At 66.1% G+C, this 22,008-nt stretch carries 21 protein-coding genes and 1 pseudogene; 16 read left to right on the top strand and 6 right to left on the bottom strand.

Going from position 1 to position 22,008, the window contains the following annotated elements; all coding sequences use genetic code 11:
• The first annotated feature begins 28 nt into the window (after positions 1–28).
• Positions 29–1,036, top strand: coding sequence for a dihydrodipicolinate synthase family protein (locus AC5Y6Y_RS10970; RefSeq protein WP_499930028.1), 1,008 nt, complete (start codon positions 29–31; stop codon positions 1,034–1,036).
• 93 nt (positions 1,037–1,129) lie between these two features.
• Positions 1,130–1,402: a GlsB/YeaQ/YmgE family stress response membrane protein gene (locus AC5Y6Y_RS10965; RefSeq protein ID WP_463826561.1), complete on the top strand. Its 273-nt coding sequence runs from the start codon at positions 1,130–1,132 to the stop codon at positions 1,400–1,402.
• Positions 1,403–1,423: 21 nt separating this feature from the next.
• Here AC5Y6Y_RS10965 and AC5Y6Y_RS10960 read toward each other — a convergent pair whose 3' ends face one another.
• Entirely contained in the window at positions 1,424–2,638 is a 1,215-nt protein-coding gene (locus AC5Y6Y_RS10960) for a CaiB/BaiF CoA transferase family protein (protein WP_499926743.1), read from the bottom strand.
• A 248-nt stretch (positions 2,639–2,886) separates the two neighbouring features.
• Between AC5Y6Y_RS10960 and AC5Y6Y_RS10955 the strand changes: the two genes are divergently transcribed.
• From AC5Y6Y_RS10955 to AC5Y6Y_RS10915, 9 genes are all read left to right on the top strand, one after another.
• Positions 2,887–4,212, top strand: a complete 1,326-nt coding sequence (locus AC5Y6Y_RS10955) for a flavin-containing monooxygenase (protein ID WP_499926700.1) — start codon at positions 2,887–2,889, stop codon at positions 4,210–4,212.
• Complete coding sequence (locus tag AC5Y6Y_RS10950; protein WP_499926702.1) at positions 4,209–4,835, top strand: TetR/AcrR family transcriptional regulator; 627 nt, start codon at positions 4,209–4,211, stop codon at positions 4,833–4,835. The genes AC5Y6Y_RS10955 and AC5Y6Y_RS10950 overlap by 4 nt, the downstream gene beginning before the upstream one ends.
• Positions 4,836–4,845: 10 nt before the next feature.
• Positions 4,846–5,763, top strand: coding sequence for an alpha/beta hydrolase (locus tag AC5Y6Y_RS10945; protein ID WP_499930027.1), 918 nt, complete (start codon positions 4,846–4,848; stop codon positions 5,761–5,763).
• A gap of 136 nt (positions 5,764–5,899) precedes the next feature.
• The gene (locus AC5Y6Y_RS10940) at positions 5,900–6,778 is read left to right on the top strand and encodes an enoyl-CoA hydratase (RefSeq protein WP_499930026.1); all 879 of its coding nucleotides are present in this window, start codon (positions 5,900–5,902) and stop codon (positions 6,776–6,778) included.
• A gap of 40 nt (positions 6,779–6,818) precedes the next feature.
• The gene (locus tag AC5Y6Y_RS10935) at positions 6,819–8,030 is read left to right on the top strand and encodes an amidohydrolase family protein (protein WP_463826555.1); all 1,212 of its coding nucleotides are present in this window, start codon (positions 6,819–6,821) and stop codon (positions 8,028–8,030) included.
• Positions 8,031–8,038: 8 nt separating this feature from the next.
• Positions 8,039–9,655, top strand: a complete 1,617-nt coding sequence (locus AC5Y6Y_RS10930; protein ID WP_463826554.1) for an acyl-CoA synthetase — start codon at positions 8,039–8,041, stop codon at positions 9,653–9,655.
• A 77-nt stretch (positions 9,656–9,732) separates the two neighbouring features.
• Positions 9,733–10,503, top strand: coding sequence for an amidohydrolase family protein (locus AC5Y6Y_RS10925; RefSeq protein ID WP_499930084.1), 771 nt, complete (start codon positions 9,733–9,735; stop codon positions 10,501–10,503).
• Positions 10,490–11,527 carry an acyl-CoA dehydrogenase family protein gene (locus tag AC5Y6Y_RS10920; RefSeq protein WP_499930024.1) on the top strand — a complete coding sequence of 346 codons (1,038 nt, stop codon included), beginning with the start codon at positions 10,490–10,492 and terminating at the stop codon, positions 11,525–11,527. The genes AC5Y6Y_RS10925 and AC5Y6Y_RS10920 overlap by 14 nt, the downstream gene beginning before the upstream one ends.
• A gap of 4 nt (positions 11,528–11,531) precedes the next feature.
• Positions 11,532–12,725 (top strand): acyl-CoA dehydrogenase family protein, encoded by a 1,194-nt coding sequence (locus tag AC5Y6Y_RS10915; RefSeq protein WP_463826552.1) that lies wholly within the window; start codon positions 11,532–11,534, stop codon positions 12,723–12,725.
• Between the two features lie 6 nt (positions 12,726–12,731).
• Here AC5Y6Y_RS10915 and AC5Y6Y_RS10910 read toward each other — a convergent pair whose 3' ends face one another.
• Both AC5Y6Y_RS10910 and AC5Y6Y_RS10905 read right to left on the bottom strand, forming a co-directional pair.
• A complete protein-coding gene (locus AC5Y6Y_RS10910) occupies positions 12,732–12,980 on the bottom strand; it encodes a hypothetical protein (protein ID WP_463826551.1) in 249 nt (82 codons plus the stop codon).
• 44 nt (positions 12,981–13,024) lie between these two features.
• Positions 13,025–14,092, bottom strand: coding sequence for a YihY/virulence factor BrkB family protein (locus tag AC5Y6Y_RS10905; protein ID WP_499926711.1), 1,068 nt, complete (start codon positions 14,090–14,092; stop codon positions 13,025–13,027).
• 149 nt (positions 14,093–14,241) lie between these two features.
• Here AC5Y6Y_RS10905 and AC5Y6Y_RS10900 point away from each other — a divergent pair, with 149 nt between their 5' ends.
• Positions 14,242–15,024: a DUF1275 family protein gene (locus tag AC5Y6Y_RS10900; protein WP_499930022.1), complete on the top strand. Its 783-nt coding sequence runs from the start codon at positions 14,242–14,244 to the stop codon at positions 15,022–15,024.
• A 34-nt stretch (positions 15,025–15,058) separates the two neighbouring features.
• Here the strand turns inward: AC5Y6Y_RS10900 and AC5Y6Y_RS10895 are convergent, their stop codons facing one another.
• On the bottom strand, positions 15,059–16,204 hold the full coding sequence (locus tag AC5Y6Y_RS10895) for a thiolase family protein (protein ID WP_499930020.1): 1,146 nt from the start codon (positions 16,202–16,204) through the stop codon (positions 15,059–15,061).
• Between the two features lie 183 nt (positions 16,205–16,387).
• On the opposite strand from AC5Y6Y_RS10895, the pseudogene AC5Y6Y_RS10890 reads away from it, so the two are divergent.
• Positions 16,388–16,681, top strand: a pseudogene (locus tag AC5Y6Y_RS10890) (coniferyl aldehyde dehydrogenase); the annotation flags it as partial.
• Positions 16,678–17,883 (top strand): cytochrome P450, encoded by a 1,206-nt coding sequence (locus AC5Y6Y_RS10885; RefSeq protein WP_499926715.1) that lies wholly within the window; start codon positions 16,678–16,680, stop codon positions 17,881–17,883. The pseudogene AC5Y6Y_RS10890 and the gene AC5Y6Y_RS10885, both read left to right, overlap by 4 nt.
• Here the strand turns inward: AC5Y6Y_RS10885 and AC5Y6Y_RS10880 are convergent.
• Complete coding sequence (locus AC5Y6Y_RS10880; RefSeq protein ID WP_463826546.1) at positions 17,880–18,269, bottom strand: lipocalin-like domain-containing protein; 390 nt, start codon at positions 18,267–18,269, stop codon at positions 17,880–17,882. The genes AC5Y6Y_RS10885 and AC5Y6Y_RS10880 overlap by 4 nt on opposite strands.
• Positions 18,270–18,334: 65 nt before the next feature.
• On the opposite strand from AC5Y6Y_RS10880, the gene AC5Y6Y_RS10875 reads away from it, so the two are divergent.
• Entirely contained in the window at positions 18,335–19,363 is a 1,029-nt protein-coding gene (locus AC5Y6Y_RS10875; protein WP_499930018.1) for an LLM class F420-dependent oxidoreductase, read from the top strand.
• A gap of 12 nt (positions 19,364–19,375) precedes the next feature.
• Positions 19,376–20,245 (top strand): SDR family oxidoreductase, encoded by an 870-nt coding sequence (locus tag AC5Y6Y_RS10870; RefSeq protein ID WP_463826544.1) that lies wholly within the window; start codon positions 19,376–19,378, stop codon positions 20,243–20,245.
• Positions 20,246–20,336: 91 nt separating this feature from the next.
• On the opposite strand, the gene AC5Y6Y_RS10865 is transcribed toward AC5Y6Y_RS10870, so the two are convergent.
• On the bottom strand, positions 20,337–21,983 hold the full coding sequence (locus AC5Y6Y_RS10865; RefSeq protein WP_499930016.1) for an acyl-CoA synthetase: 1,647 nt from the start codon (positions 21,981–21,983) through the stop codon (positions 20,337–20,339).
• Positions 21,984–22,008 lie beyond the last annotated feature (25 nt).

Here is a 22,008-nt window from a genome sequence, read left to right as displayed (position 1 = left end):
ACGAGGGTTCGGACCAGAGGAGTGCGCGGTGGCGACGGCTGCTGAAGCACGCGCGTGGGCGCGCGAAGCTCTGCGCGGGATCGGCAACTCGCTGTACACGCCGTTCTGCGGCACCGACGGCGACGACATCGACTGGGATGCCTACCGCACGTTGGTGCGGTACTGCGTCGGTGACCTCGGGCACCCGATGTTGTGGTGTACCAGTGGGATCGCCGAGTTCTGGGCACTGACCATCGACGAGCGCAAGCGTTTGCTCGAGGTGGCCATCGAGGAGGCTCGCCACATCAACCCGGACGTCGTGGTCCAGGCGTGCACGGCTGCGATCACCGCCAAGGACAGTCTGGAGCTGACTCTGCACGCACAGCAGGCGGGCGCCGACATCGCCTATCTGCAAACGCCGATGATGGAAGTGCACGGCGGCGCCGGGGTGCTTCGGTACTTCAAGTACATCGCCGCGCGGACCGACATCGCGCTGGGCATGTTCAACTCGCCGTCGTCGGGCTATGTGCTGACCCCGGCCGAAGGCGCGCGGATTTTCGACGAGATACCGGCCGTCTGCGCCACCAAGGAGGGCGCGTTCCGGCCGGCGGCCAGTCGGCGGCTGCACGAACTGGCCCCCGAACTGGTGTTGTGGGAATGCGACAAGACGGTATACCGCGCGGGCTGGCTGCGCGACGGGATCGTCTGCCCGGCGCAGCTGGGCACCGCGGGCTATCTGTACGAAACTCCTTCGCGGCGAATCTTTTCCGAGTACTGGGATCTGATCCAGAGCGGCCGACTCGTGGCGGCCATGGACTATGCGCGAGAATCCGGCCTGGACCAATTCGAACTCGATATGGCGTCGTGGTTCACCTGCTACCCGGGACGACCCGACTACTTCACCCACTGGGGCGGCGGATTCAAATACGCCGCCGGCCTGCTGGGCCTGCCAATCGGTGCGTATCCGCATTCGCGTCCGCCACAGGTGGAACTGCCGCCCGAGGCCAAGGTCCAGATGCAGGCCGCCTACCGCCGGCTCGGCCTCGTCGACGCATGAGCCGAACGCAGACTGCGATTATCGGCCCGAGAAGCGGGCATACCCCTCACATCGGGTGCGGCGCGACCCGGGCCGGTAACGGAAGGGATGGACATGCTTACTTTGGGCATCATCGGCTGGATCATCATCGGCGGCTTGGCCGGGTGGATCGGCAGCAAGATCATGGGCACCGACGCCCAGATGGGGGTGGTCCTCAACATCGTGGTCGGGATCGTCGGGGGACTGCTGGGCGGCTTCCTGCTGCGCGGATTCGGAGTCGACGTGCAGGGCGGCGGACTGCTGTTCTCGTTCGGTACCTGCCTGCTGGGCGCGGTGATCCTGCTGGCCATCGGCAAGCTGATCACCCGGGGACGCGTGTCGCGGTAGCGCCTCCGGACGCGGCAGTACTCAGGCGATGGCGCCTGCGTCCTTGAGTTCGGCGATGCGGTCCCAGTCCATGCCGAGTTCCATCAGCACAAGCTCGGTGTGCTCGGCGGCCTGCGGGGCTCGGGTGGTGACCAGCGGTTCGTGGTTGAACTGCACCGGTCCGCGGACGACTCGGAAAGGCGCGCCGCCGCTGGCGAGTTCGACTTCGGCGATCATGTCGTTGGCCAGGGCCTGCTCGTCCTCGGCCAGATCGATGAGGCTCTGGAAGGGCGCCCACTGACCCTTCATCGTCTTCAGGTGTTGCCGCCAGTAGTCGAAAGGTTTGGCGGCGAACGCTTCGGCGATCAATTCCGCTGCCGCATTGGCATTCTGGATCAGCGGCAGCACCTCGGCGAAGCGCGGATCCTGGGCGGCGTCCGGGATACCGAGGTGGGTGAAGGTGTCCTCGATCAAACCGGTCGGGCTGATGATGCAGAGGTTGATGGTGCCGCCGTCGGAAGTCTGGTAGTTGCCCATGAACGGATTCACCAGCAGCGCTTCGGTCCCCGGCATCGGCGTGCGCATCACCTCGCCGGCTTCCATGCCCTGGGTCACGCTGGCGCCCGCCGCCCACCAGGCGGTGCTCAGCAACGACACATCCAGTTCCAGGGCCTCGCCGGTGCGTTCGCGATGCAGTAGGGCGGCGGAGATGCCGCCGGCGATGAACATGCCACCGATGGAGTCGCCGAAGGCCGGAATCCCTTGCGACAGTGGAGCGCCCAGCTCTGCCGGTGTCAATGCGTGACCCACGCCGCTGCGTGTCCAGAACACCGTTCCGTCAAATCCGCCGACGTCACGTTCAGCGCCCTTGTCGCCGTATGCCGTGCCGCGCGCGTAGACGATGTTCGGATTCACCGCGCGGATGTGTTCCACGTCGAACTTGTTCTTCTGCCGCACCCGGGGCATGTAGTTGGTGAGGAACACGTCCGATGCCTTGGCCAGTTCGTATATCACCTCCTGGCCGCCCGGCGTGGACACGTCGATCCCGACGCTGCGCTTGCCCCGATTCGGGTGCTCCATCAACGGGTGCCGCTCCGGGTCGACCTGGATGCCGCCCATGTTGACGAAGCCGCGTTGGGTGTCACCGCGGAGCGGATGTTCGACCTTGATGACGTCGGCGCCCCAGTCCGCGAGGATGGCTCCCGCGGCGGGGACGAACGTGAACTGCGCGACCTCCAGGACCCTAAAGCCCTGCATTACCTTGATCATTGGCAACCTCGATGTTGACTCTGTGGCGACGAACGCCATCGGTAGCGCGGGTCGCTGACGTCGGCAACCGGGCTGAGGTCGTCGACGTGGCAGGGCACCTCAAAAGCGTACTGCACATCCGCCGTGCGCTGTACTGTTGGAGCAACAGTATCACCGCGGTTCGCGCCGGGTGACACCGTATTGACAGTTGTCAGAATTCATTGACTCACGTCAAAAACCGGTGTTAACCTCCCGGGATGACGACCCGTCCCCGCACCGCGGTCATCGGCGCCGGCATCAGCGGCCTGACAGCCGGCAAGATGCTCAAGGACTACGGGGTGCCCTACACGACCTTCGAGTTGTCGGACCGGATCGGCGGCAACTGGGCGTTCGGCAACCCCAACGGCCACAGCAGCGCCTACCGGTCGCTGCACATCGATACCTCCAAACACCGGTTGTCGTTCAAGGACTTTCCGGTGCCGGAGAATTTCCCGGCCTTTCCGCACCACTCCGACATCAAGACCTATCTGGACTCCTATGCGCAGGCGTTCGGGCTGCTCGAGCACATCGAGTTCAACAACGGTGTCGAACACGCCCGTCCGGTCGGGGACGGGTGGGAGATCCGCGATCAGTCCGGCGCGACCCGTGAGTTCGACCTGCTCGTCGTCGGCAACGGACACCACTGGGATCCGCGAACGGCGGATTTCCCGGGAACTTTCAGCGGCGAGACGATCCACTCGCACCATTACATCGACCCGCATACGCCGCTGGAGTTGACCGGCAAACGCATCCTGGTAGTGGGCATCGGAAACAGCGCCGCCGACATCGCCGTCGAGTTGTCCTCGCGGACACTGCAAAACACGGTGACCTTGTCGACGCGATCCAGCGCGTGGATCGTGCCCAAGTACCTCGCCGGCCAACCCGGTGACAAGTTCTTCCGGACCACGCCCTACCTGCCGTTGTCCTGGCAGCGCAAGGTGGCGCAGCTGATGGCCCCGATGCTGGGCATCGATCCGACCCTCTACGGACTTCCGCCGGCGAACCACAAACTGTTCGAGGCGCACCCCACCCAGTCGGTGGAACTGCCGCTGCGGCTCGGCTCCGGCGACATCACGCCCAAATCCAATGTGGCTCGACTCGACGGTGACACAGTGCATTTCGACGACGGCACCAGCGGGGTTTTCGACGTGATCGTCTACGCGACGGGTTACAACATCACCTTCCCGTTCTTCGACGCCGACTTCATCAGCGCGCCGGGCAACGACATCCGGCTCTACAAGCGGATGTTCAAGCCGGGCGTGCCGAACCTGGTCTTCATCGGCTTCGCTCAAGCGATTCCGACGCTGTTCCCGTTCGTCGAATGCCAGTCGCGACTGCTGGCCGCCTACGCCGTCGGACGCTACGCGCTGCCGTCGGTGGCCGAGATGGAACGGGTGATCGACGCCGATCAGCGGCTGTACACCGGTCACTGCGTCGACCGTCCCCGCCACACCCAACAAGTGGATTACTTCTACTACGAACACGATCTGCGGGCCCGCGAGATCCCGGCCGGACTCAAGCGGGCTGTCGGCGCTGCGCTGTGACCAGGGCACGCACCGACCGCCGGTCCGTGCAGCGCGGCGATCAGCGGCGCGAGGCCATCCTGGACGCGCTCGAAATCACTTTGCAGCAACGTGATTTCGACGATGTGAACATCGCCGAGGTGGCGGCGCGTGCGGGCGTCACCCGGTCGGCCTTCTATTTCTACTTCGAGAACAAGGCCATAGCCGTCGCCGCGTTGATGGAGCGCATGGTCGACGACACCATGTTCGTCAACGACGTATTCACCAGCAGCGACCGCTCCCCGCAGGACCGGGTGCGCGGCATGCTCGAGGGGTTGTTCGACACCTGGGAACGCCATCGGTTCATGTTCAAAGCGGCGCTGCAGGCCCGGGGTCGCAGCGCCGCGGGACGGGAGATGTGGGACCAAGCCCGTGCGTCGTTCGTGGCGTCGGTGGCCGGCATGATCGGCAGTGAACGCGCGGCCGGTACCGCACCGGACGGGATCGATGCGACGGTGTTGGCGACCGTGCTGCTCGAGGTCAACGACAGACTGCTGGAACGGATGACCCTGGGCTGCCCGCTGTCCCGGACCGAACTGCTGGACGGCGCAGCCGCGATCTGGCTGGGCGCCGTCTACGGAATCGTTGCGAAAACCGACCACTGAGGAGCGCGACATGAGCTATCAGGAACTGGCCTTCCAGTCACACGGATCAGCCTGCAGCGCATGGCATTTCACCGGCGATGCCGCCGCCGGGCGCCCGGTGGTGGTGATGGCACACGGGTTTGGCGGAACCAAGGACTCGGGTCTGCAACCCTTTGCGGAAAAGCTCAGCGGCGCCGGCTTCGACGTGCTGGCCTTCGACTACCGGGGCTTCGGCGGATCCGAAGGGCAGCCGCGGCAGTCCATTTCGATCCGGCGGCAGGAGCAGGACTACGCAGCGGCCGTCGAGTTCGCCAAGACGCTGCCCGACGTGAACCCCGAAAAGGTGGTGCTGTGGGGGGTATCGATGTCAGGCGGGCAGGTGCTGCGGGTCGCTGCCGGTCGCGACGACATCGCCGCCGTGATCGCGATGACGCCGCTGACCGATCCGCTGGCCACCAGCCGTGCGGTGCTCAAGCAGTACACCCTCACAACGGCGCTGCGGGCGACCGTCGATGGTGCCCGCAGCCGTTGGGCCGTGGCGCGCGGACGGCCACCGGTGTTGATGAAACTGACGTCGCGCCCGGGCGAGCATGGTGCGCTGTCCCTGGACGGGGCGTACGAGAACTACCTGTCGATCGCCGGACCGTCCTGGCGCAACGAGGTGGGTTCCGCCGTCGGATTCGAGCTGGCCAAGATCAGGACCAAGGCCGCAGCCAAGCGATTGCGCGCCGGGCTGCTGATCCAGATCGCCGACTTCGACCGCTTCGTGCCCGCTGCCTCGGTCGCGCGCACCGCCGTGCACGGTCGGGCGCAGGTGCATCACTACCCGTGCGACCACTTCGACGTGTGGCCGGGCCACCCGTGGTTCGAGCAGGCCTCGAGAGACCAGATCGGCTTCTTGACCAGGGTGCTGGGACCGGTCGCTGCGAGGCCCGCCGAGGTCGGGTGAGCGGGCCGCTGATCAGGCATTTGACGGCCGGATGCCGCCCGGGAGCCACGTTGCAGAAAGATGTACCGATAGGTATACAGTATGTACTACTCGGTCATCCTCGGGCGGCCGGCAGACGATGAAGGGATGGCTCCGAATGAGCACCGACGGCAGCGTGGTCGCGGAGCGGCCGACCGCGTCGAGCGAGGCGGTGCTCTACCGGATCTCCGCTGCCGGCGTAGCCGTCATCACGCTCAACCAGCCGAAGCGGATGAACGCCTGGGGCCAGCCGATGATGTCGATGTTCTACCGCTACTTCGAAGCCGCGGAAGCCGACCCGGCCGTTCGGGTCATCGTGCTGACCGGCAACGGGCGGGCGTTCTGCGCCGGGGCGGACATGGGTGGCCTCGATTCGATCTCGTCGACGACGGTCGGCTCCGCGAGTAAGACCGATATCAGTGCGTTGGTCGCCGAGAAACACCCGTATTTCCTCACCCAGCTGCGCAAGCCGGTGATCGCGGCGATCAACGGGTCGGTTGCCGGCATCGGACTGTCGCTGGCCCTGATGGCCGACGTCCGTTTCGCCGCCGCGGGTGCGAAGTTCACCACGGCGTTCGCGCGCCGCGGGCTGGTCGCCGAGTACGGCATCTCCTGGATTCTGCCGCGACTGGTCGGCTGGGGTGCGGCCACCGACCTGCTGCTGTCCGGCCGGACCTTCCTCGCCGAGGAAGCGGCCGAGCTCGGACTGGTCAAGGAGGTGGTGGCCGGCGAGCAGTTGCTGGACCGCGCGCTGGCCTACGCCGAAGACATGGCCCGCAATTGCGCGCCCAGTTCGCTGGCCGCGATGAAACAGCAGCTCTACGCCGACGCGGGCCTGCCCATCGTCGAGACCAGCAACAGAGCCGAGCAGCTGATGCACGAGTCCATGACACGCCCCGACTTCATCGAGGGCATCACCGCGTTCTTCGAAAAGCGCGCACCGAACTTCCCGTCGCTGCCGTCGCCCCAGGAGGTCCCCGAAGGTGGCGACACATGAGGGGAACCAATGACTTCGAGGACAAGGGAGGACGTCGACGATGAGCACGTTGGACTACCAGGCGATTGACGTCGACAATCACTACTACGAGCCGATCGACTCGTTCACCCGCTACCTGCCCAAGGAATTCAAGCGCCGCGGTGTGCAGATGCTCAGCGACGGCAAGCGCACCTGGGCGGTGATCGGCGAGCGGATCAACCAGTTCATCCCGAACCCGACCTTCGATCCGATCATCGAACCGGGCTGCCTGGATCTGTTGTTCCGTGGCGAAATCCCCGAGGGCGTCGACCCCGCCTCGTTGATGAAGGTGGATCGGATGGCCAACCATCCCGAGTACCAGAACCGGGACGCCCGGATCAAGGTGATGGACAACCAGAACCTCGAAACCGTGTTCATGCTGCCGACTTTCGCGTGTGGGGTGGAGGAGGCCCTCAAACACGACATCCCGGCAACGATGGCATCGGTGCGGGCCTTCAACCTGTGGCTGGACGACGACTGGGGTTTCGACCGGCCCGATCACCGGATCATCTCGGCGCCGATCATCTCGCTGGCCGATCCCGAAAAGGCGGTCGAGGAAGTCGATTTCGTACTCGGTAAGGGCGCCAGGATGGTGCTGGTCCGGCCCGCTCCGGTGCCCGGCCTGGTCAAGCCCCGCTCACTGGGGGATCCGCTGCACGATCCGGTGTGGGCGCGGCTCGCCGAAGCGGGCGTCCCGGTCGGGTTCCACCTCAGCGACAGCGGCTACCTGGCGATCAATGCGCTGTGGGGCGGCAAGGCCACTTTCGAGGGTTTCGGCAAGAAGGACCCGTTGGATCAGGTGCTGCTCGACGATCGGGCGATCCACGACACGATGGCGTCGATGATTGTGCACCAGGTCTTCACCCGTCATCCCAAGTTGAAGGTCGCCAGCATCGAGAACGGTTCGTACTTCGTCTACCGGCTGATCAAGCGCCTGAAGAAGGCTGCCAACACCGCGCCGTACCACTTCAAGGAAGACCCGGTGGAGCAACTGCGCAACAACGTCTGGATCGCACCGTACTACGAGGACGACGTCAAACTGCTCGCCGAGACGATCGGTGTGGACAAGATCCTGTTCGGCTCGGACTGGCCGCACGGGGAGGGGCTGGCCGACCCGATGGCCTTCACCGCCGACATCCCGCAGTTCCCGGAGTTCAGTGCAGAGGACACCCGCAAAGTCATGCGCGACAACGCACTTGACTTGCTGAACGCGAACGTCCCGGCGTCGGTGTAACACGCCTGATGAGCGAATGGACGATCGGAGCGGTGCTCGATGCGGTCGCCGAGGCCGTGCCGGACCGGTTGATGACGATCTGTGGCTCCCGCCGCAGCACCTTCGCGCAATCCGCGGAGCGCACCCGTCGTCTCGCTAACTATCTGGCGGACAACGGTTTCGGCGCTCATGCCGAGCGTGACGCGCTGGGCAACTGGGAGTGCGGACAGGACCGGGTGGCATTGATCATGCACAACGACCTGTACCCCGACATGGTGATCGCCTGTCTGAAGGCGCGGGTGGTGCCGGTCAACGTCAATCACTACTACACCCCGCGCGAAGTCGCCGACCTGCTTGACTACGTCAAGCCGCGGGGTGTGATCTACCACCGCGCGCTGGGTGCGAAGTTCGCCGATGTGCTGGCAGGGATCGATCTGTTGATCTCGGTCGACGACGGTAGCGACGGCTCCGAGCTGGCCGCTGCCGTCACGCTGGAAGATGCCGTGGCACAAGGCGATTGCGATCATTCCAATACGCCGTCACCGGACGACCTGCTGATGATCTGCACCGGCGGCACCACGGGGCGACCCAAGGGTGTGTTGTGGCGACAGGCCGACATGTACGTGGCCTCGATGAACGGCGCCGACCACGCGGACGTCACCGAGATCCGCCAGCGGGTACAGAACGCCGGCGCGCCGTGGTTCGCGGTGTCGCCGCTGATGCACGCCGCCGGATTGTGGACGGCGTTCTCGGCGGTGCTGAACGGGCAGACCGTCGTGCTGTATGACACCCGCCAGAAGTTCGACCCGGCAACGGTGCTCGAGACCGCCGAGCGGGAGAAGGTCGGCCTGATGACTATGGTGGGCGATGCCTACGCCGCACCCCTGGTCGACGAACTGGGCCGCCGCGACTACGACCTGTCCGCTCTGTTCGCCATCGGCACCGGCGGGGCGGCCACCAATGTCAAACATCAGCAGGCGCTGCTGAAGTACTTGCCGCACATCACGATTATCAACGGCTACGGTTCTTCGGAGACGGGCAACATGGGTTACGGGCACAGCCGGTCGGGCACCCAGGCCGACACCTTCGCCATCCGCCCCGGTGGTCTGGTGCTCTCGGAGGACTACCGCCGATTCCTGGACCCGGGCGACTCGCAGATCGGCTGGGTGGCCCGCAGCGGTCGTATTCCGTTGGGCTACTTCGACGACGAGGCCGCGACCACCAAGACATTCCCGGTGGTGAACGGGCAGCGGGTGGTCATCTCGGGGGACCGTGCATCGGTGGACGCCGACGGCACGCTGCGCCTGTTCGGCCGGGATTCGTTGGTGGTCAACACCGGTGGCGAGAAGGTGTTCGTCGAAGAGGTCGAGGAGGTGCTGCGCGCGCACGCTGCTGTCGCCGATGCACTGGTGGTGGGGCGGGACAGCGAACGGTGGGGCCAGGAAGTGGTGGCCCTGGTCGAGTTGCGGGCGGATGCCCAGCCAGACAGCGATGCGTTGCGTGCGCACTGCGCGGCGGAGCTGGCCCGGTTCAAGGTGCCCAAGGCGTTCGTCGCGGTGGACAAGGTGCGTCGGCTGGGCAACGGCAAAGCCGACTACCGGTGGGCCAAGAGCGAAGCCGCACAGACCGCGAGGACCGGCCAGTGACGTCATCAAACGCCCGCCGAGTCATCGACTGCCTGGTCAACGTGCACTTCGGTGAGACCGAGAAGCAGCCGGAATTCATGAAGCGGGTCCGCGACGACTACTTCAAGGGACCCGCGTCGATGTTCGACCCGGTGGATCTCGCCGAACTACTCGACGAGATGGACGAGCACGGGGTGCGCAAGGCGATCTTGATGGACAACCTCGCCAAGCCCTCGATTACCGCCCGCAAGTTCGCCGCAGACCGCCCGGACCGGTTCGCACTGGCCTTGGGCGGGGTCAACCTGCTGCGCCCGGTGGCGTCATTGCGGGAGCTGACCGCGACGGTGGCGGACCTTCCGGTCGCCTACACCGTTGTGGGACCGAGCTTCTGGGCCGACGGCCAGTACCCGCCCAGCGACGCGGTCTACTATCCGCTGTACGCCAAATGCGCCGAGATCGAGTTGCCGTTGTGCGTCAACACGGGCCTACCGGGCCCGCCGATCCCCGGCGAGGTGCAGAACCCGATCCACCTGGACCGGGTGTGCGTGCGGTTCCCGGAATTGAAGCTGTGCATGATCCACGGTGCCGATCCCTGGTGGGACGTGGCGATCCGGATGTTGATCAAGTATCGCAACTTGCGGCTAATGACGTCGGCCTGGTCCCCGAAGCGGTTGCCGGACAGCCTTATCCACTTCATGCGCACCCGGGGACGGGACAAGGTCATCTTCGCCTCCGACTGGCCGGTGCTGCGTCAGCACCGGGTGGTGCCGGAGGCCAACGCCCTCGACCTTCCCGCGGATGTGCTGGACAACTACCTCTACAACAACGCCAACGAGTTCTTTTTCAGGAGTGCCGATGGACCGCTATGAACTGCGCCGGGTTGACTACAGCCTGACCGACGACCATAAGGCGCTACAGGCCGCCTACCGGCAGTTGCTGGACACCCACTGCCCGATTGAAACAGTCTGGGCCGCACAGGAAACCGGGTTCGAAAGAAGCCTATGGGAGCGGTTGTGCGCCATGGGTGCCACGTCGATGGCGGTGGGGGAGGACGCCGGTGGGGACGGTGCGACGCTGGTGGACCTCGCGCTGGTCGCCGAGGAACTGGGCCGGGCGCTGGCGCCGGTGCCCTGGATCGACCACGTCTGTGCCGTGCGGCTAGCCGAACGCCTCGGCGCGGTCGAGGGTGATGCCGTCGAGGGCAGCCGGATCATCGGGCTGGACGTGACGTCGGAAACCGTTGCAGGGCAACGACTTATCGCCTCTGCGGCTATCGCCGACGCGCTGGTAGTCGCCGACGGGGACGAGGTGGTGCTACTCGAATTCGCCACCCGGCCCGCGCGGGTGCCCAACCTGGGACAGTTGCCGATGGCCTGGGTGGACCCCGGTGCGGCCGATTCGCGCACGGTACTGGGTTCGGGCCCGGAGGCGGTCGCAGCCTACCGGCGCGCGGTCGACGAGTGGCGGGTGTTGACCGCCGCGGCCCTGACCGGCCTGATCGAGCAGACCATGACGATCGCCGCGGAATTCGCCAAGTCGCGCTACACGCTCGGCGTGCCGATCTCGACGCTGCAGGCCATCTCCCATCCACTGGCCAACATGGCGATCGTCGTGCAGGGTGGCCGCAACCTGGCCCGGCGGGCCGCCTGGTACCTGGACAACGAGCCCGAGGTGCGTCCGGAACTGCCCGGGTGCGCGTTCGTGTTCATGGCTGAGGAGGCGCCCAAGGCGGCGACCATGGCGGTACACATCCAGGGCGGGCTCGGGGTCTCCGTCGAGGCCGCGGCAACAGCGTATCTGGTCCGGGCAAGGGGCTGGGCGCTGGCCGGTGGCGATCCCGGCTTGGCGGCCAAGCATGTCGGTGTGCTCGTCGCTGAGCGAGAGAGCGCCTAGAACAATGGATTTCGCATTGGTCGAACTGGACGACGACGACAAAGCATTCCTGGCCGAGGTGCGTAACTTTCTCGCCGAGCATGTCACCGACGAGGTTCGCCGCCGCGACCGCGACACTGGTGACAACTTCGACGAAGGCGTCCACCTGGCGATCGGAGCCGCCGGTTACCTGGAAAAGGAGTGGACGCCGTCTACCCAGGGTGGCTTCAGCCGGGTGCGGCGACGCATCTGGGAGCTGGAGAAGCGCCGGGTGCATACGCCGTGGGTGACGTGGGGGACCACCGCGATGGTGGCGCGGGCAGTCGCGGCGTTCGGAAAACCCGAACTCGTCGAAGAGGTGATGCCCAAGGTCTTCAGCGGAGAAGTGCGGATGTGCCTGGGCTACACCGAACCCGAAGGCGGATCCGACGTCGCCACGTGCAAGACGCGCGCGGTGCGGGACGGCGATCAATGGGTCATTAACGGGTCCAAGATGTTCACCACCGGCGCGCACAACTGCCAGTACGTGTTCCTGATCACCAATACCGACCCGGACGCGCGGAAACACAAGAGCCTGACCATGTTTCTGGTGCCGCTCGACCTGCCGGGCATTGAAATCCAGGGCATCCGCACCGTCGACGGAGACCGGACCAACATCGTGTACTACAGCGATGTCCGGGTCGACGACAAATACCTGCTCGGTGAGGTCAACGGCGGCTGGACCGTGTTGCGCGGACCGTTGGATGCCGAGCACGGAGCGGTGTCGGCGGCGCCGGACGGGCTGCAGGACGTCGCGATCATGGCGCACCAGAGCGGGTTCATGTCCGCCGCGGTCGACGCTGTCGCGGCCCGGGTAGGCCAACCGGGACCGGACGGGTCCCGCCGGGTGGACGACGGATCGGTGGCCTTCCGGCTCGGGCGCAGCGCAGCCCGGCTGGAAGCGGCGCTGTCGACACCGGGTATCTTCGGCCGGGTCGCGCAGGCGCAGACCATGCGTGACATCGGAACCGATCTGATGGACATCGCCGGTCCCGCCTCGGTACTGCCGATCGAGACCGACGGCGCCGCCGACAACGGGACGTCCGAATATCTCTACCGATTCGCCCCGCTGGCCGGGATCTACGGCGGCACGTTGGAGGTGTTCCGCAACATGATCGCCCAGCACGTGCTGGGACTCGGCAAGCCGAACTATTCGCCGCCGGCCACCAAGGTGTCCTGAGGTCCCTCAGGCGTGCGAGGTCGGACTCTGCGGAGACTCCCACTTCGCGGCCAGCGATCTCTTGACCGTGGTGCCCGCCGCCAGTTCGAGCTGGAAGGTTTCACCGCTGTCGCCCTCGAGCGTGACGACGTATCCCTCATCGGTGGCGTCCTTGAACACCACTTTGCACGTCTGCTCACCCGTAGCGCGCACGAGCGCAATGAGATCGCCGGGGGAGACGTCATCGATTCGGTCGTTTCCGGAGATTTCAGCCATGTTCCCGACGCTAGTCGATGGGTCGGATGCCGACTGAGTAGGGCTCAGTCGCGTCTGCCCCGGGTACGGCGTAACCACCGGCCGCGTTTGATGTCCTTTTCCTCGGCGGCCTCGTTCTTTTCGACGACGCGGGTGTCGCGCGGTGGCAACTGCAGTTCGCGCTCGGCGGCGATGCCGGCCTGCAGTTGCCGGCCCCGCTCCAGTTCGGCGTCGAGTTCGGCGCCGAACAACAGCGCCAGGTTGGTGATCCACAGCCAGAGCAGGAACACGATGACGCCGCCCAGCGCGCCATAGGTCCGGTCGTAGCTGCCGAAACGGCTTACGTAGCAACCGAATCCGACGGAAGCGGCGGACCACACCACGATCGCGACCCCCGCGCCGATGCTGAGCCAGCGAAACTTCGGTTGCTGCACATTGGGTGTCGCGTAGTAGAGGATCGCGACCACCAGCGTCACGATCGCCAGCATCGCCGGCCATTTCAGGACGGCCCAGGCGGTCTGCGCGGCACTTCCCAACCCGGTCGCGTTGCCCACCGCCTCGGTGACCGGCCCGCTGACCACGAGCATGACGGCCACCGCCGCGGCCAGCACCAGGCCCGCCAACGTCAGTACCAACTGCAGCGGCCGCAACTTCCACACCGGGCGCCCCTCGGCGATCTCGTACACGCGGTTCATCGCCCGACCGAACGCACCGACATATCCCGACGCCGACCACAGCGCCGCGAGTGCGCTGATGATCAGCGCGAAACCGGCGGACGGGTTGTCGACCACCTGCGCGATGGGTTGACGCAGCATGTCGACCGCCGACGCGGGGGCCAGGCCCGCGACCACCTCGAGCAACGCGTCGGTGGTGCGGCGTCCCTCACCGAAGACGCCGAGCAGCGAGACCATCACCAGTAACGCCGGAAAAACCGACAACACGGCGTAGTAGGTGAGTGCGGCCGCCAGATCCAGGCATTGGTCTTTGCGGAACTCGTACCCGGTCTTACGCAGCACGAACAGCCACGAGGCCTTGGTCAGGTCGTCCGGCGATTGCGGCTTGCTCGGATCGTCGGGATCGAGCGCCCGTTTGCGTTCGGCGCTCGGCGCATCGTCGGTGTCGGATCGGGCCATATCTTCCGGTTCCCGCCGGCGCACTGATTCACACCCCGCGGCGGCCCCCGTCGATGCCAAGAATTCGTTGAGAATCCTCCAAAGCCGCCCGACCAACATGGGGTCAACGCACACAGCATCTCGGCCGAGCAGACCTGGAGAAATCACGAATGACCCTCAACGGCTTCCCCGAAGTTCGGCCGCGTCGATTCGATTGGATGCACCCTCGGGGCCGGGTACTCGCCTACAGCGGATTGCTGGCGTTCAACGCGGGTTCGGTGAATGCGGTGGCGCTGCTGGTGCTGGCGGTGCCGGTTGGCAACCTCACCGGGGTCACCACCCAGCTCGGCATGGACACCGCCCACCCGTGGCGATACGAGAGCCACGTGCTGACCGCCATCCTGCTGGGCTTCCTGGTGGGGGCGGCCGTCGCCGGTGCGCTGTTGGCATCGGTTCGGGCCCCGCTGGCCAGCCGGCATGCCCTGATCCTGTCGGCGCAGGCGGTGTTGCTGCTACTCGCCGCGGCGGCGTTTCCGTCCGACACCCCTGGCTCGGACGCACTGCAAATCAATGCGGTGAAGGTGCACCTGGTCGGACTGGGTTTTGAGAAAACTGCCGTGCAAGCGTTGCTGGCCGCAGCGGCCCTCGGCCTGCAGAACGGGCTGACCTCCAGCTTCCGCGGCATGGCCATCCGCACCACTCACTTCACCGGCACCGTCACCGATCTCGGGCTGATGCTGGGTCGCAGCCGTCAGGACGGCATCGACAAGTGGAAGATCGTGACCCTCACCGTGACGCTGTTGCTGTTCCTGTCCGGTGGTATCGCCGGGATCCTGATCGGTGCTCAACTCGGCGGGTGTGCGCTGCTCGTCCCCGCCTCGATCTGTGTGGCGGTCGCCGCGGCCAACATGGTGCAGGGCCGGGAGCGCCGGCCGGTGTTGGTGCCCGCCTGACCTTTGCGGCTCGCGGACGGCCCGCGCGGACGGCTTACGTGGTGAGCACGCTCGCGGCGGCGGTGCCCGGCGCTCCGTACAACTGGGCGAAGCCCACCTTGGGATCGCCGGGAACCTGACGATCGCCCGCCTGTCCGCGTAACTGGCGAACGATCTCGTGGATCTGGCGCAGCCCCGAGGCCCCGATCGGTTCACCGTTGGCGATCAGGCCCCCGTCGGTGTTGACCGGCATCGGCCCGCCGATCTCGGTGGCTCCGTCGGCCAGCAGCTTCTCCTGCTCTCCGTCGGCGCAGAAACCGCACTCGGCCAGATGGATGATCTCCGCACCGGCGTCGGTGTCCTGCAGCTGAATCACGTCCACGTCAGCCGGGCTCACGCCCGCCTTCTCGAACGCGGCGCGCGCCGCGTAGACCGTCGGCGAAACGTCCTCCTGCACCGGCGCGCAGGTGGTGTTCACCTCATAGGCACCGTACTTGCGGGTGCGAACCTCGACCGCCTTGAGGTACACCGGCTTGTCGGTGTAGCGGTGGGCGATGTCCGCGCGGCACATCACCACCGCGGCGGCGCCCTCGTCCGGCGCGCAGAACATGTACTGGGTCAACGGATAGTTCAGCATCGCCGAGTTGAGGATGTCGTCCTCCAGGATCGGCTTGCGCCGGAACGCATTCGGATTCAGCGCACCGTTGCGGAAGTTCTTGGCGGCCACCCTGGCCAGGGTGCGCTGGGAGATGGCGTGTTCGTGCAGGTAGCGGTTAGCTTTCATGCCGAAGAACTGGGTGGTGAGGTACTGACCGTTCTCGGCGTACCAGCGCGGCATCCCGACCAGCGCGGGATCCTCGGTGAACGCACCCCTGGGGTGCTTGTCCAGTCCGACCGCGAGGCCAATCTCGTAGTCGCCTAACCGAATTCCGTCCGCACAGGCCTTCGCGGCGCTGGCCGCGGTGGCGCACGCGTTGAAAACGTTGGTGAACGGTATCCCGGACAGCCCGACCATTCCGACGATCGCGTCCGGATTGGCCACCGTCCAGCTGCCACCGGTGGCGGCTTGAATATCGGCCCACTGCACACCGGCGTCGGCCATTGCGGCGAAGATGGCGTCGACACCCATCTGCATCGCGGACTTGCCCTCGAACCGGCCGAACGGGTGCAGGCCAACCCCGATGATGGCTACCTCGTGCACTACCCAAACACCCTTCCTGCCGCGATCGGAGGGAACGCTGTGACGACAGACTTGTCTATACTACTGTAACCGTTACCGTTGATCGTTCCGAAAGCGTAGCCAACCAAGAAGGGGTCGCCCGTGGGCAAGCACCGCATCGACCGCTTGATGGCGTTGGTCCCGGACAACACCGACGCGTTCGTCGGGGCGATGAGTGCCGACTTCGGAACCCGATCCCAGATGATTCCCTCGGCGGCACCGTTCGGGGGAGGCGGCCGCAGCGGCATGGGGGCCTACCACGGCACAGCCGGTTTCGACACCTTCACCCACTACCGCACGGTGGTCGGTTCGGATCTGCCGTTCAGCATCACTAGCAGCGCGGCGCCACCGTTCCGCAGGTCGATGAAGAGGTATGCCGACGGGCAGTTGTGGTTGGCGCGCAACAGGACTCGTCGCCGTATCAAGAAGGCGCAGTCCAGTCAGGGGGCGGGTTCATGACGACGGCGACGGTGGTGTTCGACCCGTTCTCCGAAGACTTCTTCACCAATCCCTACGACATCTATCGGCGGATGCGTGCGGAAGCGCCCGTCTATTACAGCGCCGAGTACGACTTCTACGCGTTGACCCGCCACGCGGATGTGGCGGCGGCGTTCAAGGACTACCAGACGTATTCGTCAGCCTACGGGGTCGACCTGGCGCAGGTGCGCACCGGTCAGGTGGCCGAGCACGGATCGATCATCGCGATGGATCCGCCGGCCCATCGCCGGATGCGCGGCCTGCTGAACAAAGTCTTCACCCCACGCGCCATCCAGGCATTCCGTCCGTTGGTGACCCAGTCCATCGATAAGCATCTCGCCGCGGTGAACCGGAACGGTTTCGACTTCGTCCAGGACTTCTCGGCACTGTTCCCGGTGGACGTGATGACGACGTTGCAAGGTGTGCCCGAACCGGACCGGCAACAGATCCGGCTCTGGATCGACGACCTGCTGCACCGCGAACCAGGCCAGGTCGAAGCGAGCGAGGCCGGCATCAAATCGGCCATCGACATGTCCATCTACTACTACCGGATGATCAAAGCGCGCCGCGAGAACCTGGCCGACGACCTGTTGAGTAAGCTGATCCAGTCGCAGATCGAGCGTGACGACGGTGCGGTGACGCCGCTGAGCAACCTCGAGATCACCGAATTCGCAACGTTATTGGGTGGTGCCGGCGCAGAGACGGTGACCAAGTTGCTGGGTAACGCCGCAGTGGTGTTCGCGCGCAACCCGGATCAGTGGCAGAAGCTGTTGGACGACCGCAGCAAGATTCCGCTGGCGGTCGAGGAACTGCTGCGTTACGAGGCGCCATCGCAGTACAACGTGCGCCACTCGATGCGCGATGTGACGTTGCACGGGGTGACGATTCCCGCCGGCAAACCGGTGTTTCTGGTCGGGGCGTCGGCCAACCGGGATCCGGCGGCCTGGACCGACGCGGACACCTTCGACCTGGACCGTGACCGCACTCAGGCGCAGAATCTGGGTCTCGGCTACGGAATTCACAGCTGCCTGGGTGCGGCCCTGGCCCGGCTGGAAAGCGTGATCGCGCTGGACCGGATGCTGGACTTCATGCCGCGCTACGAAGTCGACTGGTCGGGGTGCCGACGGGTCAACATGCAGAACGTCGCCGGCTGGAGCAATGTGCCGGTGCGGGTGCTGGACTAAGGTCCGGGATCGCGACGCCAGACCAGGGTGCTGTGGATGGCCCTGCCCCGGGCCGAGCGCTGGCTCACCGACAGCGTCAACCGGTCGCCGTCGATGCGGGCGTGCCGAAGTTGAGGCTGTTCCAACAACTCCGGCATGGTCGCGATGACGACCTCGTGGGTCACCGTCGACGCCTGCTCGTCGACGTGGAATCGTCCACCGTAAGAGACGAATTCGGCACCCGGGCCCGGCGTCAGCTGTGCGGACATGTGCCCGTCGGTGGTGTAGAGGATGAGCCCGCACGGGTGCTCGCCGAACGGATGTCGCAGTTCGCCGGTTTCTTCGTCGCGGGAGACGAACGATTCCAGTCGCCACCCACCCAACAATGCCGCATGCAGCTCGCCCACCCGGTTGACCCTACCGAATCATTTACAGTACCGTCCACGTTCATGGGCTGTAGGCGTCTGCGGCGATGATCGCCGCGGCCGGTGGCGCGATCAAGATCGATGGGGGCATTCCCATGGAGCTGACGCGCGTACCCTCGGCTGCGACCGAATTGGAAAGCCGCGGCTACGACGGCGGTTGGACCGGGGAGATCAATCACGACCCGTTCCTGCCCATGCTGTTGGCCGCCGAACACACCTCGACAATTCAACTGGGCACCAGCATTGCGGTGGCGTTCGCGCGCAGCCCGATGACGGTCGCCAACGTCGCGTGGGACCTGCAGTCCTTCTCGGCAGGCCGGTTCGTCCTTGGCCTCGGCACCCAGGTCCGGCCACACATCGAGAAGCGGTTCAGTATGCCGTGGAGCCGGCCGGTGGCCAGGATGCGCGAGTTCGTCATGGCGTTGCGCGCCATTTGGAACTGTTGGCAGGGTGGCGGCCGGCTGCGTTTCGAGGGCGACTTCTACACGCACAAGATCATGACGCCGATGTTCACCCCCGAACCGTTGACCTGTGCGCTGCCACAGGTGTTCGTGGCTGCTGTCGGTGCCGCGATGACGGAGATGTGCGGGGAGGTCGCCGACGGGGTGATCGCCCATGCATTCACCACCCGTCGCTATCTGGACGAGGTGACCTTGCCGGCGTTGAACAACGGGCTCCACCGGGCCGGGCGCGACCGGAGTGACGTCGCCGTGTCCTGTCCGGTGTTCGTCGTGACCGGCCGCACCGAGGCCGAAATATCCGACGCCGCTACGGGAGTCAGAAAGCAGCTCGCGTTCTACGGTTCCACACCGGCCTACCGCAACGTGCTCGATCTGCACGGCTGGGCCGATCTGCACACCGAACTGCACCGGCTGTCGCGGCAGGGCGAATGGGACGCGATGGGCACGCTGATCGATGACGACATGCTGGCTGCTTTCGCCGTGGTTGCACCCGTCGGCGAACTGGCCGCCGCGCTGCGCGTGCGCTGCCAGGGCGCGGTCGATCGGGTGCTTCCGGCGTTCCCGGCGGCCTTGCCGCGGGCAACGGTTGTGTCGATCCTCGAGCAGCTGCGCTAGAAAGGTACGGCCATGTTGGACAGGGGCACAGACAGGGTCAGGGGCCGCACGGTCGTCGTCACCGGTGGCGCCCGCGGCATCGGATTCGCCACCGCGAGAGCACTATTGGCCCGCGGCGCGCGGGTGGTTATCGGCGACCGCGACGGTGCGGCGCTGGCGGCGGCGGTCACGGAACTCGGTGCTGCGGGCCAGCTTTCCGCTCACCTGCTCGACGTCTCCGATCGGGCGTCGTTCGCCGCGTTCCTGGACCGGGCACGAGGCGACAGCGGCGGCCGCATCGACGTGCTCATCAACAACGCCGGCGTGATGCCGGTAGGTTCGTTCATCGGGCAATCGCAGCAGGCGTTGCGGTCCGCCATCGAAGTGAACCTCTGCGGGGTGCTCAACGGTTGTCAGCTGGTGTTACCCGAGATGGTGGCACGCCGGCGCGGGCACATCGTGAACATCGCCTCGATGGCGGGCGTGATGGCGATCCCCGGACAGGTGGTCTACGCGGCGACCAAGTTCGGTGTGGTCGGACTCAGCGTCGCGATGGCCGACGAATTCGCCTCCCGCGGTGTCGATGTCACGGTGGTGCTGCCGCCGTTCACCCAGACCGAGCTGATCGCTGGGACGAACGCCGCCGGTATCGGCAAACCGGTGCGGCCCGAGGTGGTGGCCGCGGCGATCGTCGGCGCGCTGGACAGGCCGCGCACTCATGTGGCGCTGCCGCAACCGACCCGGTTCGTCGGACCGGTGGTGGCGATGCTCGGGGCGCGCGGCCGGCGCTGGTTCAACAAGCGAGTCGGCGCGGACACCCTGTTTCTCGACGACATCGATCACGCGGCGCGGGCCTGCTACGAGCGACGGGCCGAGGCGGCGGTCGGTGTAGTGGACGCCTAGCCACCGCTCGAACGCGTTGATTCTGCGGTGAGGGTGTGGCGCACTCGCACTCTTGCACCCTGGACGCAGAGCCGAGGCGGGCGGCGCCCGCCTAACCCGCTTCGGCCTGGGCTCGCGCCCACCGGTAGTCGGCCTTGCCCGACGGGCTGCGCTGGATGACATCGCGAAACACGACCGCTTTCGGAAGCTTGTAGCGCGCCAACGACGTTGCTGCGTGCGCGATCAACTCGGCGGCATCGGCGCGGGCCCCGTCAGCCAGCGCCACCACGGCCACCACCTCTTGGCCCCACCGCTCGCTGGGACGTCCGGCGACCACCACGTCGGCCACGGCGGGATGGGAGGCGACCGCGGTCTCGACCTCTTCGGCGAAGATCTTCTCCCCGCCGGAGTTGATGGTCACCGAGTCGCGACCCAGCAGCTCGATGTGGCCGTCGTCGCGGTGACGGGCACGGTCACCGGGAATCGCGTAGCGCACGTTGTCGATGACCGGGAAGGTCGCGGCGGTCTTGACCGCATCGCCTTTGTACCCCAGCGGAACGTACCCGCGTTGGGCCAGCCAGCCCAGCCCGTCGTGGCCCGGGGGCAGGATCGAGCCGAGATCCTCAGCGGCCACGAAGGTGTCCGGCCCGGCATTGAAGGTACCGGTCGACACCGCCCCCGACATGGACATGTGGTGCATCTGCGCGCCGGTCTCCGAGGATCCGACGCCGTCGATGATGATGGCGTTCGGCAGCACCTCGATCAGCCGTTGCTTGACGTACGGCGTCAGCAGCGCCCCGCCGTTGGCAACGACGGCGAGCGACGACAGGTCGACGTTCGCATTCTCGATCGCCGCGACCAGCGGTCTGGCGATCGCGTCGCCGACCACCGTGACCGCCAGGACCCCTTCGCGTGCGATGGTGCGGACCACCTCGTCGGCATCGAGTCGGTGCACGGTTGCGGGAAACACCACCGACTGCCCGGTGGTCAGCGCCGTCATCACACTCCACTGCGCGGCGCCGTGCATCAGCGGCGGCAACACCATCAGCCTGGTACCCGGGCCGGCCGTCACCCGCGCCACCACGTCCTCGACGGAGCCGACCGGTTGACCGGTGACCAGGTCGCGCCCACCGAAGGAGGTCATGAAGATGTCGGCCTGACGCCACAGCACACCCTTGGGCATCCCCGTCGTGCCACCGGTGTAGAGCACATAGAGGTCGTCGGGCGAGTGCTGTACGGGCGGGGCTTCGGGGCTGGCAGATGCCAGTGCCTCGTCGTAATCGACTGCGCCATCCAGCAATTCGTTGCCCGAGTCGTCGGCGATCTGGATCAGCACTCGCAGCCCGGGCAGATCGGGCAGTATCTCTGCCACCCGCGGCGCGAACTCGGCGTGGTAGATCAGGGCGGTGGCGCCGGCGTCGGCCAACAGGTATTGCAGTTCTTGCCGGACATAGCGGAAGTTCACGTTGAACGGCGCGACGCGCGCGGCGAACGATCCGAGCAGGGATTCGACGAACTCGTTGCCGTTGTAGGCGTAGATGCCCAGCAGATCCTGCCCGGCTTCGTGGCCGGCCAACTCTGCGCGCTCGGTGTGGCAACCCAGTCCGCGCGAATGCAGATAGTTGGCCAGGCGGTTGGCGCGATCGGAGATCTGGGCGTAGCTGAACCGCCGGTCGCCCTGAATGATCAGGTCGCGGTCCGGGATCGCGGCCGCGACGGCCGCCACGACCGCGGGGACGGTGAATTCGGTCTCGGGCACGAGTGTCCTTTCTGCCGAGCAGACG

It is taken from the genome of Mycobacterium sp. NGS24, from assembly GCF_059813065.1.
This window is presented reverse-complemented; position numbering and strand designations above follow the sequence as displayed.